Source organism: Mucilaginibacter sp. A5337 (genome assembly GCF_059690695.1).
This window is the reverse complement of record NZ_JCAWEC010000003.1, coordinates 518844-536422: the sequence shown is the minus strand read 5'-3', so window position 1 is coordinate 536422 and position 17579 is coordinate 518844. Positions and strand designations below refer to the sequence as shown.

Annotated in this window: 21 protein-coding genes; 13 read left to right on the top strand and 8 right to left on the bottom strand. The window is 42.4% G+C overall.

Going from position 1 to position 17579, the window contains the following annotated elements; all coding sequences use genetic code 11:
• Positions 1 to 255 precede the first annotated feature (255 nt).
• From AC59JO_RS12220 to AC59JO_RS12175, 10 genes are all read left to right on the top strand, one after another.
• Positions 256 to 594 (top strand): NTF2 fold immunity protein, encoded by a 339-nt coding sequence (locus tag AC59JO_RS12220; RefSeq protein ID WP_497305577.1) that lies wholly within the window; start codon positions 256 to 258, stop codon positions 592 to 594.
• 257 nt (positions 595 to 851) lie between these two features.
• A complete protein-coding gene (locus tag AC59JO_RS12215; RefSeq protein WP_121231301.1) occupies positions 852 to 1937 on the top strand; it encodes a Glu/Leu/Phe/Val family dehydrogenase in 1086 nt (361 codons plus the stop codon).
• Positions 1938 to 1993: 56 nt separating this feature from the next.
• Positions 1994 to 2941 carry a transcription antitermination protein NusB gene (locus AC59JO_RS12210; RefSeq protein ID WP_413666465.1) on the top strand — a complete coding sequence of 316 codons (948 nt, stop codon included), beginning with the start codon at positions 1994 to 1996 and terminating at the stop codon, positions 2939 to 2941.
• A 13-nt stretch (positions 2942 to 2954) separates the two neighbouring features.
• Positions 2955 to 3386: a DUF1573 domain-containing protein gene (locus tag AC59JO_RS12205; RefSeq protein WP_413666464.1), complete on the top strand. Its 432-nt coding sequence runs from the start codon at positions 2955 to 2957 to the stop codon at positions 3384 to 3386.
• A 16-nt stretch (positions 3387 to 3402) separates the two neighbouring features.
• Complete coding sequence (gene yajC, locus AC59JO_RS12200) at positions 3403 to 3732, top strand: preprotein translocase subunit YajC (RefSeq protein ID WP_413666463.1); 330 nt, start codon at positions 3403 to 3405, stop codon at positions 3730 to 3732.
• A 176-nt stretch (positions 3733 to 3908) separates the two neighbouring features.
• A complete protein-coding gene (locus tag AC59JO_RS12195; protein ID WP_413666462.1) occupies positions 3909 to 4859 on the top strand; it encodes a CdaR family protein in 951 nt (316 codons plus the stop codon).
• A complete protein-coding gene (coaE, locus tag AC59JO_RS12190) occupies positions 4859 to 5455 on the top strand; it encodes a dephospho-CoA kinase (RefSeq protein WP_413666461.1) in 597 nt (198 codons plus the stop codon). The genes AC59JO_RS12195 and coaE overlap by 1 nt, the downstream gene beginning before the upstream one ends.
• Complete coding sequence (locus tag AC59JO_RS12185) at positions 5455 to 6393, top strand: MBL fold metallo-hydrolase (protein ID WP_497305574.1); 939 nt, start codon at positions 5455 to 5457, stop codon at positions 6391 to 6393. Before coaE ends, AC59JO_RS12185 begins: the two co-directional genes overlap by 1 nt.
• Positions 6393 to 6569: a C1orf53 family protein gene (locus AC59JO_RS12180; protein ID WP_413666459.1), complete on the top strand. Its 177-nt coding sequence runs from the start codon at positions 6393 to 6395 to the stop codon at positions 6567 to 6569. The genes AC59JO_RS12185 and AC59JO_RS12180 overlap by 1 nt, the downstream gene beginning before the upstream one ends.
• 57 nt (positions 6570 to 6626) lie before the next feature.
• Positions 6627 to 7076: a MarR family winged helix-turn-helix transcriptional regulator gene (locus AC59JO_RS12175; protein WP_090528061.1), complete on the top strand. Its 450-nt coding sequence runs from the start codon at positions 6627 to 6629 to the stop codon at positions 7074 to 7076.
• Positions 7077 to 7238: 162 nt separating this feature from the next.
• Here AC59JO_RS12175 and AC59JO_RS12170 read toward each other — a convergent pair whose 3' ends face one another.
• The 6 genes from AC59JO_RS12170 to cysC all read right to left on the bottom strand — a co-directional run bounded on the left by AC59JO_RS12170 (position 7239) and on the right by cysC (position 12218).
• A complete protein-coding gene (locus AC59JO_RS12170) occupies positions 7239 to 8327 on the bottom strand; it encodes a family 10 glycosylhydrolase (protein WP_413666458.1) in 1089 nt (362 codons plus the stop codon).
• Complete coding sequence (locus AC59JO_RS12165; RefSeq protein ID WP_497305571.1) at positions 8320 to 9459, bottom strand: carbohydrate-binding family 9-like protein; 1140 nt, start codon at positions 9457 to 9459, stop codon at positions 8320 to 8322. Before AC59JO_RS12165 ends, AC59JO_RS12170 begins: the two co-directional genes overlap by 8 nt.
• Positions 9456 to 9863: an EVE domain-containing protein gene (locus tag AC59JO_RS12160; protein WP_413666456.1), complete on the bottom strand. Its 408-nt coding sequence runs from the start codon at positions 9861 to 9863 to the stop codon at positions 9456 to 9458. The genes AC59JO_RS12165 and AC59JO_RS12160 overlap by 4 nt, the downstream gene beginning before the upstream one ends.
• A gap of 139 nt (positions 9864 to 10002) precedes the next feature.
• The gene (locus tag AC59JO_RS12155; protein ID WP_413666455.1) at positions 10003 to 10590 is read right to left on the bottom strand and encodes a hypothetical protein; all 588 of its coding nucleotides are present in this window, start codon (positions 10588 to 10590) and stop codon (positions 10003 to 10005) included.
• A gap of 209 nt (positions 10591 to 10799) precedes the next feature.
• On the bottom strand, positions 10800 to 11630 hold the full coding sequence (locus AC59JO_RS12150) for a sulfotransferase (protein WP_497305569.1): 831 nt from the start codon (positions 11628 to 11630) through the stop codon (positions 10800 to 10802).
• A 27-nt stretch (positions 11631 to 11657) separates the two neighbouring features.
• Entirely contained in the window at positions 11658 to 12218 is a 561-nt protein-coding gene (gene cysC / locus AC59JO_RS12145; RefSeq protein ID WP_413666453.1) for an adenylyl-sulfate kinase, read from the bottom strand.
• Between the two features lie 338 nt (positions 12219 to 12556).
• Here cysC and AC59JO_RS12140 point away from each other — a divergent pair, with 338 nt between their 5' ends.
• A complete protein-coding gene (locus AC59JO_RS12140) occupies positions 12557 to 13201 on the top strand; it encodes a hypothetical protein (RefSeq protein ID WP_413666452.1) in 645 nt (214 codons plus the stop codon).
• A gap of 7 nt (positions 13202 to 13208) precedes the next feature.
• Here AC59JO_RS12140 and AC59JO_RS12135 read toward each other — a convergent pair whose 3' ends face one another.
• Both AC59JO_RS12135 and holA read right to left on the bottom strand, forming a co-directional pair.
• Positions 13209 to 13586: a hypothetical protein gene (locus tag AC59JO_RS12135; protein WP_413666451.1), complete on the bottom strand. Its 378-nt coding sequence runs from the start codon at positions 13584 to 13586 to the stop codon at positions 13209 to 13211.
• 25 nt (positions 13587 to 13611) lie between these two features.
• A complete protein-coding gene (gene holA, locus AC59JO_RS12130) occupies positions 13612 to 14634 on the bottom strand; it encodes a DNA polymerase III subunit delta (protein ID WP_497305566.1) in 1023 nt (340 codons plus the stop codon).
• A 378-nt stretch (positions 14635 to 15012) separates the two neighbouring features.
• On the opposite strand from holA, the gene AC59JO_RS12125 reads away from it, so the two are divergent.
• Positions 15013 to 15468, top strand: coding sequence for a type I restriction enzyme HsdR N-terminal domain-containing protein (locus AC59JO_RS12125; protein ID WP_497305564.1), 456 nt, complete (start codon positions 15013 to 15015; stop codon positions 15466 to 15468).
• Between the two features lie 269 nt (positions 15469 to 15737).
• On the top strand, positions 15738 to 17549 hold the full coding sequence (locus AC59JO_RS12120; RefSeq protein ID WP_497305562.1) for a glycoside hydrolase family 2 protein: 1812 nt from the start codon (positions 15738 to 15740) through the stop codon (positions 17547 to 17549).
• Positions 17550 to 17579 lie beyond the last annotated feature (30 nt).

Here is a 17579-nt window from a genome sequence, read left to right as displayed (position 1 = left end):
AGTATGAACACTTGCAATTTTTTCCAAAATAAACATTATTGATAATCAATACATTACAAATAACCCAAAGTGAGTTAAAACCCAACATGAACGCATAATCATTAATAATCAATTAGTTATGAAATCACAAAATAAAAAGCTGAACGCCCGTTTTTTAAAAACTGAACACTGACAGGATCATGTCAGGATTGTCACCCTTTTAGATAGTATTTGAGGATAGTATCCGTAAATTAGGCAGACTAAATCTGTTTAACCATGGTTAAAAGTTTAAAAGCATCAGGACTAATACTTATTACAATATGCTTGTTAAATCTCCATCTAAGTTGTAAAAATAAAAATAGACCAAAGATTAAAATAGATGGGTTTGTACCTGACGAAGAAACAGCTATTAAAATAGCAGAAGCAATTTGGTTGCCGATCTACGGAAAAAAAATTTACGACGAAGAACCATTCAACGCAAGTTTGACCAATGATGGAAACTGGATAATTTTAGGTTCTTTAGGTTATGGCAGGCATGGCGGAGGCGAACTAATGGCCGTTTTACAACCCAAAGATGGTAAAATCATTTTTGCGGGACGAGACCCCGGAAAATAAACTGTTGAGCATGGCTTAGACCTTGCGTGAGAGCCACAAGGCGCAGCCTTGCGGCAGCGCGGGCCATTCTTGTTAACTTGTTCATTATGCCGAAATAAAACATTAAATATTACTTAAGCTATCGGAAATATATTTGACCGATAACTGCCCATACTTATTTAATAGTAATTTCATACTTGTTAGCGGCTTAATATCTTTGCCAGTATTAAAAAAAACCTCTACTTTTGTGCGCTTAAAGACATTTACTTGCAGTACTAATGCCTGAACAACATCCACCGGAATCTATATTTAGCCAGCTTGATGCTTTCGGGCATAAAAAAGTTGTTTTTTGTACCGACCCAGATACCAATCTCAAAGCTATTATTGCTATCCACAATACAACGCTTGGCCCTGCATTTGGCGGCGTGCGTATGTGGGCATACAAAACCGAGGGCGATGCACTTAACGATGTATTGCGTTTAGCCAAAAGCATGACCTACAAGGCTGCAATTGCAGGCCTTAACCTTGGCGGCGGCTATTCGGTGATCATAGGCGATTCGCGCCAGGACAAAAACGAAGCTTTACTGCGTAAATTTGGCCGGTTCATCAAAAACCTTAACGGCGAATTTATTGCCGCCGAAGATGTGGGTACCAATCCGCGCGATATGGAGTACATTAAAATGGAAACCAACCATGTTACAGGTGCCCCTGAAAACATCGGCGGCAGCGGCGATCCATCGCCGATAACTGCGCTGGGAGTTTTAATGGGTATTAAGGCTTGTGTAAGGGAAATGTACGGCAGCGATAGCTTAACAGGTAAATCGGTTATTGTACAGGGCATTGGCCATGTAGGCGAAAACCTGGTGCGCCTGCTTAGGGACGAAAACGTAAAAGTTTACGCCAGCGATATTAACGAGGAGCGTGTAAGTCAGATCTCTAAAAAATATGGTGCGCAGCCGGTATCAAACAATAATATTTTTGATATTGATGCCGATATTTATGCCCCCTGTGCTATGGGTGGTACTGTGAATACACAAACCATTGCTAAATTAAAATGCGGCATTATAGCAGGTTCGGCCAATAACCAACTGCTTGATGAAAATGTGCACGGTAAAATGCTGCTTGATAAAGGTGTGCTTTTTGCTCCCGATTATGTGATCAATGCGGGAGGTATCATTACCGGTTATTCGGAGTTGATGAATTTTAATAAAAAGCGTACCTTACAGCTAACCGAAAACATTTACGATGCTACGCGTAATGTGTTAAAGCTTTCAAAGGCCGAAAACATTCCAACTATTAACGCGGCCAATAAAATTGCCGAAAAACGCATTGAAGACATCAGAAAAGTAAAATCATCCTACTAACACAATTAATTTTTATATAAACCGTTTGCATAGGCAAACCAAATCGTTCTTACAAAATGTTAAACAGAAGGCACCTCCGGGTAAAGGTATTACAGGCACTGTATGCGTATCATCAATCAGATACGAAAGACGTTAAGCTATTTGAAAAAAATATGCTGAGCAGCATAGACCAGGTTTACGAAATGTACATCTGGATGCTATCGCTAATTAATGAAGTAGTAAGTTTTGCTGCTAATGACGCACAGGAACGCGCCAACAAACACCTCCCCACCGCCGAAGACTTAAATGCAAACCTTAAGATCCTCACCAACAGGTTTATCCTGAGCCTGAATGATAATAAGGAATACATTACAGCCTGGAAAAAGTACAAAGTTGACTGGACCTTTGAGCCCGAACTTGCAAAATCACTTTTCATTATCCTTAAAAACTCGCCCGAGTACGCCGAGTATCTTGCCAAAACAGGCGATACCCTGCAAACAGACAAGGATATTATCAAATTCATTTTCAAAAAGGTTATCCTTAAATCATCATTAGCCGAGCAGGTTTTTGAAGACCGATTTATTTTTTGGCCTGTTGATAAAGATGTGCTGCAGGCGCTTATTGCAAAAACGTTCAAAAACTTTTCGCACGATGATTACAAACTTAACCAGCTTGCCGAAATTACCGGTAACTGGGTTGAAGACCGTGAGTTTGTAGTAAACCTGTTTCAGCAAAGCATCAGGTACGATGGTGCCTATCATGAACTTATTGCTGCCAAAACCCAAAACTGGGAGCCGGAGCGTATTGCCATGATGGATACCCTGCTAATGAAAATGGCTATAACCGAGTTTATTAACTTTAATTCTATCCCGGTTAAGGTTACTATAAACGAGTATCTTGAAATATCAAAAGAGTTTAGTACGCCTAAGAGTAATTCATTTATAAACGGTATCTTGGACAAGATTTTAATAGAGCTTAAGGCTGAAAACAAGATCAAAAAGATAGGCCGCGGCTTAATAGAATAATACTTATTTAAAAATGAAAAAACTATTTTTAAGCTTAGTAGCAGCGGGCATGTTATTATCGGCCTGCAACAGCAGTACAGCCGGTAATTCATCAACAACTACCGCCGATAGCGCTGCAAGTGCAGCCAATGCACCGGTAGCCAAATTTGAAAAGGAAAGCCACGATTTCGGCAAGATCAAAGAAGGTGATAAGGTATCATATGATTTTAAGTTTACCAACACCGGTAAATCGCCATTGATTATTACCAATGCCCGTGCTACCTGCGGTTGCACAACCCCTACCTGGCCAAAATCACCCGTTAAACCGGGCGAAAGCGGTGTAATCAGCGTTACCTTTAACAGTGCCGGCAAAAGCGGTTTACAGGATAAACAAATAACCGTTACAGCAAACACTCAGCCTGCCGAAACTATGGTGCATTTAATTGGCGAGGTTTTAAAAAAATAACAATTAATTTAAACAAATGATAGCTACTATTTTATTACAGGCTTCAAGCGGCGGCTTAGGCAACTACGGTTCATTGGTACCAATGGTACTGATTATCGTGGTATTTTATTTCTTTATGATCCGCCCGCAGGTTAAAAAGCAAAAAGATCAAAAAAAATACGTTGAAGAGTTGAAAAAAGGTGACAGGGTTATAACCACTGCCGGTATCCACGGCCGTATCGTTGATTTAAACGATACCACCTTTTTGGTTGAAGTTGAGAACGGCAAGATCCGTTTTGACAAATCGGCCATATCGCTTGACGCTTCAAAAGCGTTGAACACACCGGTTGTTGAGAAGAAAGCTTAATTCTTTTAAGGCGAAAGGTTAAAGGTAAAAGGCGAAAGGTAGAAGCCCATTGCTCTAATACCAAAAAACTTTTACTCAGATAAAATAAACAAGAACGAAAGGTTAAAGGAAAAAGGAATACACGAAAGTGCTTGACCTTTAACCTTTAACCTTTCGCCTTTAACCTAAAAACAAATATGGCAATAGTAAAATTATCGGCAACAGAACGCAGGCGGCTCTCGGTATTTTTTACCTGTTTGTCGCTGGCTATTATTGCCTGGATTTTTACTACCCTGTCCGATCCGCTTCCTTACAAGGTAAAAAAGGTTTTAACCTTTAAAAATGCACCGCAGAGGCGGGCTTTCCATTCACTTCAGCCCGATACTGTTGATGCTACCATACTGGGCAACGGATGGCAGATGCTGTTCTCCCGGTTTAACAGCGATAATAAACCCTTGGTTGTCGACCTCCGTTCGCTCGAAACCCGTAACTATGTGGTTATCGACAGCACGCAGCTTAAGCTGATGAATATGGGAAAAGATCCGGCCAACCGCGTTTCGTCCATTGATCCGGATACGCTTTATTTTGATTTCAGTAACCGGCTTATCAAAAAGGTTCCGGTTCAGCTTACGATGGGCGTTAGTTATCAGAAACAGTTTGCTGTATCTGGTAACATTATAGTGCGCCCCGCTTATGTAACTGTGAGCGGCCCCATTGAGCGCCTGAAAGGAATCACCTCATGGAAAACAGATTCGCTTAAATTCAGCAACGTTAACGAAACCATCAATACACGGGTTAATTTGAAGCCCAGTAATGAAGGTAACCTGAATGTTTATCCCCGATCAGTGCAAGCCATTATCCCAGTTGATGAATTTACCGAAAAAACGCTGGAGATACCTGTGAAGCTGATCAATAACAACAACTTCTACAACGTAAAGGTATTTCCGCAAAAAATAAAGGTAACCTTTACTACATCACTAAGCCGGTACGCCGATATTGACGAAGACCTGTTTGAGGCCGTTGCAGATCTTAACCTATGGCGCGACAAAGATTATACGGCACTACCCGTAAAGCTTATTCACATGCCGCCCTTTTGTAAAGTGGTAAGGATTGCCCCTGCCAATATTGATTTCTACATAAAAAAATAATGCTTAAAATAGGTTTAACCGGTAATATAGGCAGCGGCAAAACAACTGTAGCCCAGGTATTTGAATTGCTTGGCATCCCTGTTTTTTATGCCGATGACGAGGCTAAAAAAGTTATGGTTACCGACCAGATGCTCATAGAAGGTATTAAACAAACTTTTGGCACGCAAGCTTATTTTAATGACGGCAGCCTTAACCGCAAATACATATCAGGGATAGTTTTTAACAATAAAGCTGAGCTTGAAAAGCTTAATGCGCTGGTGCACCCTGCGGTGTTCAGGGCTTTTGACAGCTTTGACCAACTGCATAAGGACGCACCTTACGTGATCCGCGAGGCAGCTATTTTATTTGAAAGCGGTTCGTACAAAATGTGCGACAGGGCAATTATGATCACTGCACCGCTCGAAACCCGCATTGCCCGCGTTATGGAACGCGACGGCATCAGTCGTGCAGATGTTGAAAGCCGGGAAGCCCGCCAGCTATCACAGGATGAAAAGCTGAAGCTGGCTAATGATGTAATTATTAACGATGGTAAACAGCTGGTTATACCCCAGGTATTGGCCCTGCACGAACTATACTTATCGCTTTCACGCAATTAATGATACTTGAAGATTTTGTTTCTTTTGACGAAAAAGGGCTGTACTGCAAATACGGCGACTTTTATATCGACCCTCAATTGCCGGTAAAAACGGCGGTAATATCTCATGCCCACGCCGACCATGCCATAAGCGGTAACAACAATGTTTATTGTACACGAGCCACTGCAAGCATCATGCAGCTGAGGTATGACCGCACAGCCGCCAAAGTTTTTAATATCGCGGCTTTTAACCAACCTTTTGAAGTTGGCAGGGTTAAGGTAACACTGATCCCGGCAGGGCACATGCTTGGCTCGGCCCAGATACTGATGGAGTACGATGGCGCGAGGTATTTATACACCGGCGACTACAAACTGCAACCCGATGCCACATGCGAGCCTATTGAGTGGGTTACTACCGATGTGCTGATCACCGAAAGCACCTTCGCCAACCCCGACATTATCCATCCTGATCCCGTTGGCGAAATCCGCAAGATCAATGATATTAAAAGCAATATTTTGCTTGGTGCTTATGCCCTTGGCAAAAGTCAGCGGTTGATTAACCTCATCACTGAACATGCGCCTCAAAAAAAGATCCTTGTGCATCACAAAATAATGCCCATCAACGCCATTTATGAAAAGATGGGCTTCCCTCCCGGCAAGTATCAGATTTATGGCCGCAAGCTGATGAAGGTGCAGGATGAATTTGTGTACATAGTGCCGCCGTTTACTTTCGATAGTTATATCCGTGCCACGGGCGTTAAACGCCTTTTTGCCTCGGGATGGAAAAATTTGCAGGTAAACAACCAGGATACCCTCTTTATCTCCGACCATGTGGACTGGAACGATATCCTGCAAACCATAGCCAATACCCAACCTAAACAGGTGTGGACACTTCACGGTAAGGGCGATCATCTGAAAGCTTACTTTAAAGATGATATATTTGTAAAAATTCTCAACTAATGTTGCAGGAAGGTGTTGATTATTACATTAATGACGATGGTAATTTTGTTTTTACCGAAGCCTATCATTTAAAGCGGGGCTATTGCTGTAAAAACAAATGTCTGCACTGTCCCTGGGGTTATGGTAAGCCTAAATTGGCTGGAAATGACTCTGCTACGACGGAGAGCGATAAATAAATCAATGTTAAATTAAAAATAATTAAACATATTTGTATCCCATTCATTACTACTATTATGCGGATAGAAGACGAAATACAAAGTACCAATTTTGAAGACAACTACCACAAAGTGGCCATTAACGTGGCCTACACGCAAGGTTGGCTGGCTAACTATTTTCGTTGTCATTTTGAAAAACATAATATCACCCAGCAGCAGTTCAATATACTGCGGATCCTGCGCGGGCAATACCCCAAACCGGCTACAATAAATTTGCTGAAGGAACGGATGATCGACAAGATGTCTGACGCTTCGCGCATTGTTGACCGCCTGGTTCAAAAAGGACTGGTATCACGTTGCACCAACAATAAAGACAGGCGTGCTGTAGATATCCGCATCAGCGATGAAGGACTCGCAACTCTTTCAAAAATGGATGCCGAATTTAAAACCAAAGAAATACTGAGTAACAACCTCACTGAAGACGAAGCCGCGACGCTAAGCGATTTATTGGACAAAATGCGGGGATAGGTCGGGAAGGCGAAAGGGAAAAGGTTAAAGGCGAAAGGCTTATTGCCAAGTATATTAATCAAAAACATGTCATTGCGAGCGTAGCGTGGCAATCGCACGTAAGCGGATGCGCTCTGTATAGTATTCGATTGCCGCGCTACGCTCGCAATGACATGCGGTATATTATGAAGCCTTAAAAGCCGCTACCTCATCCTTCAATATCGCCAAAACCTCCGGCCTTACGTTACCGAAGAAGGACACGCCCATTGCACCGTTTTTAAGTGCCACCTGGATGCCGGTGCGAATTTCATCGTCACTCTTAAAATCGGACAAATACAGGCCCGCATAAAGCGGGAACCTTCCGGCCAGGAAATGAACACCTTCGGCTACTGCGTTGCCTATCCAGCTCACACCTTCTTTGTAAAAGCCATGGTATATCATGGGGCAGATGCCATCCATGTTCCAGTTTGTCCAGTCTTGCCTTACATTACGTCGGGCTACTTCTGGTGTTGGGAACACGGCTGCTGTTATTTGCTTTTTATGCTGATGGGCTACAGTAGAAATACCGTTGACTACGCGGGTAATATTGTTATACCTAAACAATCGCCATGAAAGGCTTGCTTCCGGGTATTGGATCTGATCAAGGTCCTGGTTATATTCTTCCTTAAATTTGGCTTTGCAAACATCGCAGTAGCAAAAATCATATTCGGGCAGCTCTTTGGTTTGATCGATCTTGTAATGATCCCAAAGGTTTACTGGGAGGATCACATCGCAATAACGCACATAATCCAGGTGGATGCCATCGATATAATCCTTGGCTAAAATATCATCAACAGTTTTGGTTAAATACTCCTGCACTTCTGGGCGCGATGGGCACAACCAGCGATAATACTGCACATAAGGCGGATGATCGGCACATGATTCGCCTTTGCGGTTTTTGCTGTACCATTCGGGTTTTTCATTTACCAGTTCGGCACGGTTAAAGGTCCATATCCAGCGGTGCGCTTCCAATCCTTTAGCCTTCGCAGCGCGAAAATGGCGTTCGCTGTCATTCTCGAAAAATATACCTGTTATGCCCGATGCCTTGTAAGATGCGTAGCGGGTGGCCAGCTCTTCATCAGTATCTTTCTGGTTGGGGTTGATCCATACCCAGTTTTTCATGGTCTTTTTCTTGCTGCTTTTAGCAGCTCGGGCAGCGGCATTGCTTACTAAGGGCAACTGGGCGGCCACACCGGCCAGCAAACCGGCCTTCAAAAATTCGCGCTTATTCATGGAGTTTAGGGATTATCTGTTGCTGCACCAGGCCATCCTGGTTAATTGTATAGGTTACTTTGGTTTTACTATCGGTAATGTATGCCATAAACTGGTGAGTGGTAGCTTCCTGCTTCAACTCATTATCATTACCGCTTATAGTAACTTTATTTTCAATCCCTAAGTCTTTTAAGGATGTCAGGTACTCATGATGATCTTTAAACCACTGCTTTTGCTTGTAATAAATCAGCCAAAGGTATTTCTTTTGCTCTTCGGCATAAGGCATTTCAAACTTTAGATCATTAGCCTCATTATTGCTAAAAAGCAGGTATCCCCAGCGCTCGGGATAATGCATATTAATAAGCCCCTGATTACTCCACACCCAATTATGTTCGGGCAAATCGCGACCATTATTGTCTTTCAACTTCACATACTTGTCGTTTTGCACTTTAGTATCATACTCTACACGCGAAAAATTAATGCGCCAAACCGTACCATCCTTTATCACAGCCCGGTTAAAACCACCGGCTATGGCTTTGAAGGGGATAGCCATTTCAACCGTCCAGCCTTTATCGGTATCTGAAGGATTATTCAGCGTACCCTGAACTTTTACTGCCGAACGTAATCCATGAGCATCCCACCCTGTTACCGCAGTACCGTTGTTGCGGTAAGGTTTGGTTAAAAACAGATCGAAAATGGTATTAAGGGCGTTTACCTCAATTTCAAAATAATTATGCGTGCTGTTATTGGGGTCGATAAACAGTTCAAAATCATTATCGCGGTAAACAACATCATCATGATGTTTAAGCATAGCCCAAACATGCGGGTCTTTAATCCTGGCTGCCACATACAGGCAACTGTCATCCCAAAGCATTTTAACATTGGTTTGCAGCGGCGGCTGTGGTTTAAGACGGCCTTCAATATCCTGAAAATCCTGGGTCCACTTTACCTGCTGCCATACAGCATCTTCCACATTGCCATCAATTACGGGCGCTTGTTTTACATGTTTTGCCACATAGCTATAAGGCGTAGTAAACAGATCAGGAAATTCTTTAAAGGCATCCTGGGCTTTTACAAATCCAGGCAGTATAAATAAAGTGGCTGTAAGGCCCGGCTTAACAAAACAACTGTCGAAGACGTTTTTCAATCTCATTTACTGCCCAGCGCTAAGATGTAATCAAACTCCTCGCGCTTTACCCCCATTACCGATAAACGTCCCTGCCTTACCAGGCCAATATCCTGTAATTTAGGGTCGGCTTTAATTTGCTCAAGCGTCACCGGTGTTTTCAGGGCTTCAACCGGGGCCAGGTCAACCACTACCCAATTGGTATCATCGGTTGTAGGGTCCTGGTAAGCTTCTTTTACAACTTTGGCTACGCCTACTATCTCTTTGCCCTCGTTGCTGTGGTAAAATAAAACCAGGTCGCCCTCTTTCATTTCCCTGAGGTTGTTACGTGCCTGGTAATTACGCACGCCATCCCAAAAGGTGCGGCCATCCTTATTAAATTTTTCCCAGCTATATTTAAAGGGCTCACTTTTTACTAACCAATGTTGCATCTGTACAGTATAAATTTTTTGTAGCGTAAAAATGTAAAAAAGGCGGGAGAAACTGAAATGAACCGTGGGGTATACAGGGTATTGTTACACGGAGATTACGGGTTGGAGTGGTAATGTAGAGGTGAATAATAAAGCCCCATCAATCATTACTGGTTAACAACTGTGTCAACCTTTTAGCATTTTGCTCATTTATAGCGTTTGTTAAGGCCACAGAGGTATACACAGCTATCCCCTGTTCATCGTCGGGATGAAAGCTGAGCATTAGTTTTACCGTGCGCGATTCCCACAGATAAACGTCCTGGTAATCATTGGGTTTTGCGGTGAACGTACCATACCAGTGCAAAAACTTGCTGAGCATTTTATACCCCTGGTCGCGGTTAAAGAAAACATAGATGTTCACTATTTTATTTTGCCAGGTACGAATGCAGATATGGCTTGCTGTTAACCCTCCTTCCAGCTCGGGCAGCTTCTCTGGGCGGTATTCATAAGTAATGCAACTATCGGCATCGGGCTTGCTGCCCTCGCCATCGAGGTAAGTTAAAGCTTGTTCCTGTTCGCCTGTTAAGAACCCGCCCAGATTAAACCCGCCAATGCCATTGCGGGCTTTTAAATAAGCCAGTGACCCCGGTTTCCCGACTTGCGAAAAACCCGGCGAATGCAAACACATGATAATCAAAAGCCCTGTAACTACTCTGTAGGGCAAGTAGTAAAAAAGCCTGGCTTTCATATCCTCCTCCTTCGTTTTGCAATATTTAAAGCCGTATTATAACTGGCATTTAAAATATTTCGTAAAACGAATTTGGATAAATAATTAGCTGATTATCAAACAACAATAACGATTGTATAACAAATTGAACTGCTTTTACACTTTATTACACAAATATCTGTTTACTTTTTTCGCAGGAATGTATAACAAAATGCAAAAAGTTTTTGCCGCTAATCAGTCGTCATATACGCCTTAAGTTTTTCTTGTAATATTACAGCCTGGGTAATGAGCGATTTATCCTCTACATATTGCTCAAAAGCAACATCGGGGCCTATAAGGTTTTCTTTAAAAATATCCTTAAATCTTGAATACTTTAAAGCCAGGTTCCACTTGTTTTTCATGTATTCAAAAACCTGTTCATCCTCATTCTTCAGCATCGAATAGTTTACCACCACAAAAGCGTCGCGGGGTAGTGTTTCAATACATTTCAGGATATCCTGGTTGTAAGCGATCCAAACTTTCAAATATTCGGTAGCATGGTCATTATAGAATTTCATCATCCGGCGCCCCCTCCTGAATGCCTTCCATATCAGTCTTGAAAAATATTTACGGGTCAGGTATTTTTTTTCCAGCCACTTAAACTCGCGCCGCAAAAGTGAGCTCACTACCGACTGATAATCGCGCAGGATAACAAGGTAGCAGGCGTCGGGCAGCAGTTCTTTATAAACATCCAGAAACAGGCAGGTACGCGGATCTTTCCAGCCCCATTGATCATATAACTGTTGTTTTACCTTGATAACACTTTTTAGCTTTTCCTTTTCGTAAATGGTAAACTGAGATACATGATCAACCGTAAGCCCGGTTTTGGGCAGGTTATGATCGGCCAGGATCTCTTCGTGCATTTTTAAAAATTCGATATCTTCAAAATGCCCCTCAATATTGCCGTGCCCGCCGGGCACCAATTTTTCGCCGGTTTGCAGGCCGCATTTGCTTAACCATTGGGTAATAAGTGAGGTTCCGGAACGGTGCATTCCGGTAATGATCAGTACTCTTTTTTGCATAAATCTGTTATGAGCGTCCTTTTTGTTTTAGGAATAGCTTGGTATCTTATTAGTCTGCTTAACAGGATGCAGATTATTTATAATATAATAGAGCAGTGATGAGGTACTTTGTTGTATGGTATAGTTACAGGTGTCAATGTAAAGGTCGGGCTTAACAGGAACATCAAACCTGTCATTGATACCTGTAAGATTCGTTAGCTTATCAGGATGCCCGTCGGGCAGTAATGCTTTTTTATACAGACCTTTGGTATCACGACTTATCAGCTTGTTCACCGGGCAATCCACGTGAACAATGCTTACATGATCATATTTTTCGGCAAGTTCCTGCCTGATATCGTCGTATGGATTTATAGCGCTAACAATGGTAACTATGCCCTGTGCACTGAAGCGACTGGCTACAAAGCCCAGTCGGCGGATGTTTTCGTTCCGGTCTTCTTTGCTAAAACCCAGATCCCGGCAAAGTGCTGCTCGGTATTCGTCGCCATCAATAATTTCAATTTTAATCCCCAGGCTTGTTAATTCGGCGGCTACACTTTTTGCCAAAGTAGTTTTTCCCGCACCTGATAATCCGCAAAATAAAAGTATCATGCCTTAATTTTTTTAAGTTAGTATGCCTTATTGATCAGCTTAACATAGTGCTTAGGATAAGTGAACTTAGGAAATTAATTGGCTGATGAATTTTGTTACATTGTAAATAATCAATTACACACCACCCGGAACGGCAGAAAGTCAGGAGAAAAAGCAGCCAATACCGGCCAAAAATGAAGTTTTAATGAATAAATGCATGTATACGGCCAAACACTAACCAACGCTACACTTAACAAAAATGTTACATTATTTAATTAATTAGAAATGATTTTGGAGACTATTTGAGTGTCCAATTTTGTGATATCTTTACTGTCGGGCCAAAAACCTGTCACAACCATATGAACGAATTTTCTCTTAACGGAGGTGCCTACGTTGGCAATACCAATGCGTCTAAACCTTTTGCAACTTTGAAAGCTGATGCTTCCGTACTTAAGATAAATGTTGGCTTGTTAGGGCAACTATTTTTTAATGCCGATAATATCGTTCAAATCGAATATACATCCTCAATTAACGGCAGTGGTATCAGGATAATACATAACGTATCATCATACCCCAAAAAAGTTATATTCACGGCCAACATGCCTTATAATGACATCATTGAAAACATAAAAGCAACCGGGTTCTTTAATAAAACTGTCAATGATCCGGTACAATATTACCAGGTTAAAAAAATGCAGGAACAGGGCAGATTGCCATTTAAAACAGCGGCAATAATTGCGTTTATAGCAGGCTGGAATATCCCATTTCTTGTGGGTTTTGCGTTGCAAGATGTTAGCCGGATCTTTAACTATTCGCGCCTGTCAATCTTGTTTCTTTTCCTGATGGCCGCACTAACACTCTTTTCTGCCCCTTTCCAAACATTGGTACTTAAAGAGGACAGACAAATAAATGACATGAAAAGATCATTATATCTTATACTGCTTTTAACCTTAATAAGCGGCATTATAGTTACCGCCATAAGCCGTGCAGCTCCTGTTAAATAATCATTAATTATTCAACATCTTCAGCAACCGGCTCTTCTTTATCAGGCGTAAAGAGTAAAACAAGCGCACTTATTTGTAACAGATCAATGATTACGGCTATGCAGCCCGCATAAACATTTGCCTTAAAAGTTGACTGGAGGTTTACAACATCAGGCGTTATCGTTAAGATTAGCAAAAGCAGCAACACCCATTTGGCCCACTTATAGCCCTTACGTACAAACAAGGCCAGCATCATCAAAATGCTTAAGGCTATGCACATAACAATAGCGGCATAATAAGTGGTAGCACCTCCGCCAACCAAATAGTAATCAACCAGGTATAACACCGCCGAAGCACGGATAAAATTGGACGCCAGATTGGCTTTTGATTGTACTGATAGGCTCATAACAGTAGATTAAGAAACTGGTATATTAATGCAATATCTTAAACATCAGCTCCTTCATCAACTCGCCATGCGGCGCGTTTGATTCAACGCCTTTGCTTTTCAAATCATACTCGCGCAGATAGCTGATCACCTGGAAAATTTTACCAAGCGGATAGTTACGTGCAGCCTGCTCATAATCTTTAATAAAGTATGGATTAACGCCCATCTCTTTAGCCAGGTTTTGCGGGGTTTTGTCTTTCACGTAATGATACACCAGCACTTTGCTGAAAAAGTTGTTCAGGTTCCCCAGCACCAAAACAATAGGATTTGACTTAGGGTTGGCCTCAAAGTAATTGATGATCTGGTTTACCTTGTAAGCATCTTTTTTGGTGAGCGCGGTTTGCAGCTCAAATACATTATATTCCTTGCTGATACCAATGTTATCCTGAATATGCTTTAGGGTGATCTCCTGACCGGCGCTAACGTTCAGCATCAATTTTTCAAGCTCGTTGGCAATTTTGGCAAGGTCATTCCCAAGGTATTCGGCAATCATGGCCGATCCCTGCTGGTTCATTTTATAACCTTTATCGCTTACATAGCCTTCCACCCAGGCCGGCACTTTATTATCATACAAAGTAGCCGATTCAAAAATAAGCCCGTTCTTTTCAATGGCTTTGTATGTTTTCTTGCGTTTGTCAAACTTGCCGTATTTATAACAAAAAACAAGAATGGTACTTGGCAGCGGGTTTTCAAGATAGCTCAATACCGGGTCGATGCTTTTTTTATTGTCATCGTCCTTGCCCCATTTCATGTCCTGTGCCTCCTTTACCAGTACCACCTGGTAATCAGCCATCATGGGGTAGCGTTTGGCAGCATTGAGCACAGTCATGATGTCAGTATCCTTGCCGTAAACTACGGTCTGGTTAAAGCCGCGTTCATACTCGGGCAGCACGTGATGCTCAACGTAGTTACTTACCAGGTCGATAAAATAAGGCTCCTCACCATGCAGCAGGTACAGCGGTTTAAACTTACGGTTCTTAAGGTCCTTTAATATCTCGGCAGCAGTCATATTTCGATGTCAAAAGTACTAAGTGGAAAATCAAAAGTGGAATGTATTTTTATTTAGGGCGATAGGATGTCGATACATCTTAAATTTTCGTCAGCAGAAAAGTTTCGGGCGAAAACAGGGAGAACAATGATGGCCATGTGTGAAGGAAAGGGCATTAGCGAATTTTGCTGCAAAGGATTGTGCGGGCGGGCAAAATTCAGCAGCCGTGGTTATACCTGTTTTGCAGCACGGGCATTGTGCGGCAAAGAAACCTATCTGCTGACTTGATTTTTTGGTTACTTTTGTATCAAGACAAAAGTAACAGCCCTCCCGCGGCAATTGAGCGGGCCAATGTTCTTTGTTTACAACATCAGCTTATTGTTTTCTACTAAATAAAAAATGCTCCAACCGCTTAATCTGCCACCCTACCCTTTCAAAATAAGCGATGATAACGGCACCCTGACCCTTTTTGACGAGATCCGTAAGAAAACCATCATCATTACGCCCGAAGAGTGGGTACGCCAGCATTTTGTGCAATACCTTATCAAACAAAAAAATTATCCCCGTTCATTGATTAAACTGGAAGGCGGCCTTAAACTTAATACCCTGCAAAAACGCACCGACATTGTTGTGTTTAATCCTGATGGGCAACGCATTTTAATGGTAGAATGTAAAGCTCCTTCAGTAACTATCGATCAAAAAACATTTGATCAGATAGCCAGGTATAATATGGTTCATAAAGTATCCCTGCTGGCGGTAAGCAACGGGCTACAGCATTATTACTGTGCTATTGACCACGAAAAATGTACTTACCAGTTTATTGAAGAGTTGCCTGCGTACGTTAAGGATGTCTGAATCAGAATTTACAGAATTTTAGGATTAGCAGAATAATTATCTGAACAGGAATTTGGGGAGGTTCTTAGGATCTGGTTGTTAGTCGATAGACGACTGGCACGAATTCCCCTTTTTGCCAGATACAAAGTTTCTGAGGCGACCACATATGCCCGGCATTCTGTTAATTCTTAAATTCTGTAAATTCTGATTCAGATTATAAAATGTTATGATAACAGTTATCAATTCCCTATTTTGGGCACTCGTAACCTCATCAATTATAACATTACCTTATGAATGCCTATCTCAAATCAAAAGCGCTGCTTTTGGCCGCAGTATTATACACCTGCACCGCCTTTGCCCAGGAAGCCAAACTCTCTACTCAATGGACAAATACCGCCATGCAGGCCGAAATACCGCTATCTGAATACCCCCGTCCTCAACTGCAACGTAATGACTGGCTGTGCTTAAACGGTAAATGGGATTACCAGGGCGGCAAAAATGCGCCCAACGCGCTAAACCCCGAAGCGCCTGCATCATTTGAGGGCAAGGCAGATAAGATCCTGGTACCTTATTGTCCCGAATCGGTACTTTCGGGCGTACAGCGCAAACAGGAGATCAATATGTGGTACCGCCGCAGTTTTGAAATTCCGGCAAAGTGGCAAAACAAACAGGTTATTGTTCACTTTGGTGCGGTTGATCATGATGCCACCGTTTTTGTTAACGGGAAGAAAGCCGGTTCGCATTCGGGTGGCTACGATTCTTTCAGCTTTAATATTACCTCCTATCTCACAGCGGGCAGCAACACCATTGTTGTTGCCGCTCATGACCCCAATGATGGTAAAACTCCATCGGGTAAAAACGGTCCCCGTGGCGACTATACCTTTTCGTCGGGCATATGGCAAACAGTTTGGCTGGAACCGGTCAACAAATCCTATATCAAAAATATCCGGTTATTGCCAGATGTGGAAGGTAAACGTTTAAAAGTATTAGTTAATACTGAAAGCGCTGGCAAGGTTAAGGCTGTTGCATTGAACAATGGCAAAGTGATTTCGCAGGTTGACGCAACCGGAGGATCATATTTTTATCTGCCAATGGATAACCCGGTTTTATGGACACCGAATTTTCCGTTTCTGTATGATCTCAAACTTACCTTATACAATGCTGATGGCACGGAGGCCGACGAGGTTAAAAGCTATTTCGGCATGCGTGATATTAAGCTGGGGAAAATTAACGGCGTAATCCGTCCGCTTATAAACGGCAAATTCATCATGCAGCTGGGCCTGCTTGACCAGGGTTACTGGCCCGACGGTGTTTTAACGGCCCCTACCGAAGAAGCACTTAAATTTGATATAGAATACACCAAAAAAGCGGGTTATAATCTGATCCGCAAACACATGAAAACCGAGCCCCAACGTTTTTATTACTGGGCCGATAAAATGGGCTTACTGGTTTGGCAGGATATGCCCGCCATATGGTATCCAAACGAAGACACTACCAAAAACCGAAAAGTTTACCGCCAGGAGTTAAAAGCCATCATTGACGATCATTATAACTCGCCATCCATCATTACCTGGGTGCCTTTTAATGAAAACTGGGGTGCCTTTGATGTAAAAAACATCACCAACTGGGTTAAACAATATGACCCGTCGCGATTGGTTAATGGTAATTCGGGCTTTAACAATAACCCCAGCTACCAAAAACCTTATGGCGACCCTGGCAATGGCGATTATGTGGATACGCACATTTATGTTGGTCCATATGGTGCCTCTGTTCCGGATGGCCGCCGGGCCGCCTCCCTGGGCGAGTTTGGCGGCGTAGGCCTGTTTGTACGCGGCCATATGTGGCCGGTACACAATAATGCTTATGATTACGAACCAACCAAAGCCAGGCTTACCGACCGTTATATCTTTTTGCTCGACGAGGTAGAGCAACTGATGAAATATAAAGGCTTGAGCGTTGCCATATACACCCAAACCACCGACGTTGAACACGAAGTAAACGGCGTTTTAACCTACGATAGGGCCGTTGAAAAAATGGAGATTGAAAGAGTTAGGGAAGTAAACCAGGCGGTGATTAAAGAGGGGGATAAGTTGAATAAATAGAAAACATTCTAAACTCCCGGAGATTTTATA

Excerpts from the sequence above, each read along its gene's own strand:
- AC59JO_RS12220 (WP_497305577.1), top strand. The coding sequence starts at position 256 with ATGGTTAAAAGTTTAAAAGCATCAGGACTAATACTTATTACAATATGC.
- AC59JO_RS12215 (WP_121231301.1), top strand. The coding sequence starts at position 852 with ATGCCTGAACAACATCCACCGGAATCTATATTTAGCCAGCTTGATGCT.
- AC59JO_RS12210 (WP_413666465.1), top strand. The coding sequence starts at position 1,994 with ATGTTAAACAGAAGGCACCTCCGGGTAAAGGTATTACAGGCACTGTAT.
- AC59JO_RS12205 (WP_413666464.1), top strand. The coding sequence starts at position 2,955 with ATGAAAAAACTATTTTTAAGCTTAGTAGCAGCGGGCATGTTATTATCG.
- yajC (WP_413666463.1), top strand. The coding sequence starts at position 3,403 with ATGATAGCTACTATTTTATTACAGGCTTCAAGCGGCGGCTTAGGCAAC.
- AC59JO_RS12195 (WP_413666462.1), top strand. The coding sequence starts at position 3,909 with ATGGCAATAGTAAAATTATCGGCAACAGAACGCAGGCGGCTCTCGGTA.
- coaE (WP_413666461.1), top strand. The coding sequence starts at position 4,859 with ATGCTTAAAATAGGTTTAACCGGTAATATAGGCAGCGGCAAAACAACT.
- AC59JO_RS12185 (WP_497305574.1), top strand. The coding sequence starts at position 5,455 with ATGATACTTGAAGATTTTGTTTCTTTTGACGAAAAAGGGCTGTACTGC.
- AC59JO_RS12180 (WP_413666459.1), top strand. The coding sequence starts at position 6,393 with ATGTTGCAGGAAGGTGTTGATTATTACATTAATGACGATGGTAATTTT.
- AC59JO_RS12175 (WP_090528061.1), top strand. The coding sequence starts at position 6,627 with ATGCGGATAGAAGACGAAATACAAAGTACCAATTTTGAAGACAACTAC.
- AC59JO_RS12170 (WP_413666458.1), bottom strand. The coding sequence starts at position 8,327 with ATGAATAAGCGCGAATTTTTGAAGGCCGGTTTGCTGGCCGGTGTGGCC.
- AC59JO_RS12165 (WP_497305571.1), bottom strand. The coding sequence starts at position 9,459 with ATGAGATTGAAAAACGTCTTCGACAGTTGTTTTGTTAAGCCGGGCCTT.
- AC59JO_RS12160 (WP_413666456.1), bottom strand. The coding sequence starts at position 9,863 with ATGCAACATTGGTTAGTAAAAAGTGAGCCCTTTAAATATAGCTGGGAA.
- AC59JO_RS12155 (WP_413666455.1), bottom strand. The coding sequence starts at position 10,590 with ATGAAAGCCAGGCTTTTTTACTACTTGCCCTACAGAGTAGTTACAGGG.
- AC59JO_RS12150 (WP_497305569.1), bottom strand. The coding sequence starts at position 11,630 with ATGCAAAAAAGAGTACTGATCATTACCGGAATGCACCGTTCCGGAACC.
- cysC (WP_413666453.1), bottom strand. The coding sequence starts at position 12,218 with ATGATACTTTTATTTTGCGGATTATCAGGTGCGGGAAAAACTACTTTG.
- AC59JO_RS12140 (WP_413666452.1), top strand. The coding sequence starts at position 12,557 with ATGAACGAATTTTCTCTTAACGGAGGTGCCTACGTTGGCAATACCAAT.
- AC59JO_RS12135 (WP_413666451.1), bottom strand. The coding sequence starts at position 13,586 with ATGAGCCTATCAGTACAATCAAAAGCCAATCTGGCGTCCAATTTTATC.
- holA (WP_497305566.1), bottom strand. The coding sequence starts at position 14,634 with ATGACTGCTGCCGAGATATTAAAGGACCTTAAGAACCGTAAGTTTAAA.
- AC59JO_RS12125 (WP_497305564.1), top strand. The coding sequence starts at position 15,013 with ATGCTCCAACCGCTTAATCTGCCACCCTACCCTTTCAAAATAAGCGAT.
- AC59JO_RS12120 (WP_497305562.1), top strand. The coding sequence starts at position 15,738 with ATGAATGCCTATCTCAAATCAAAAGCGCTGCTTTTGGCCGCAGTATTA.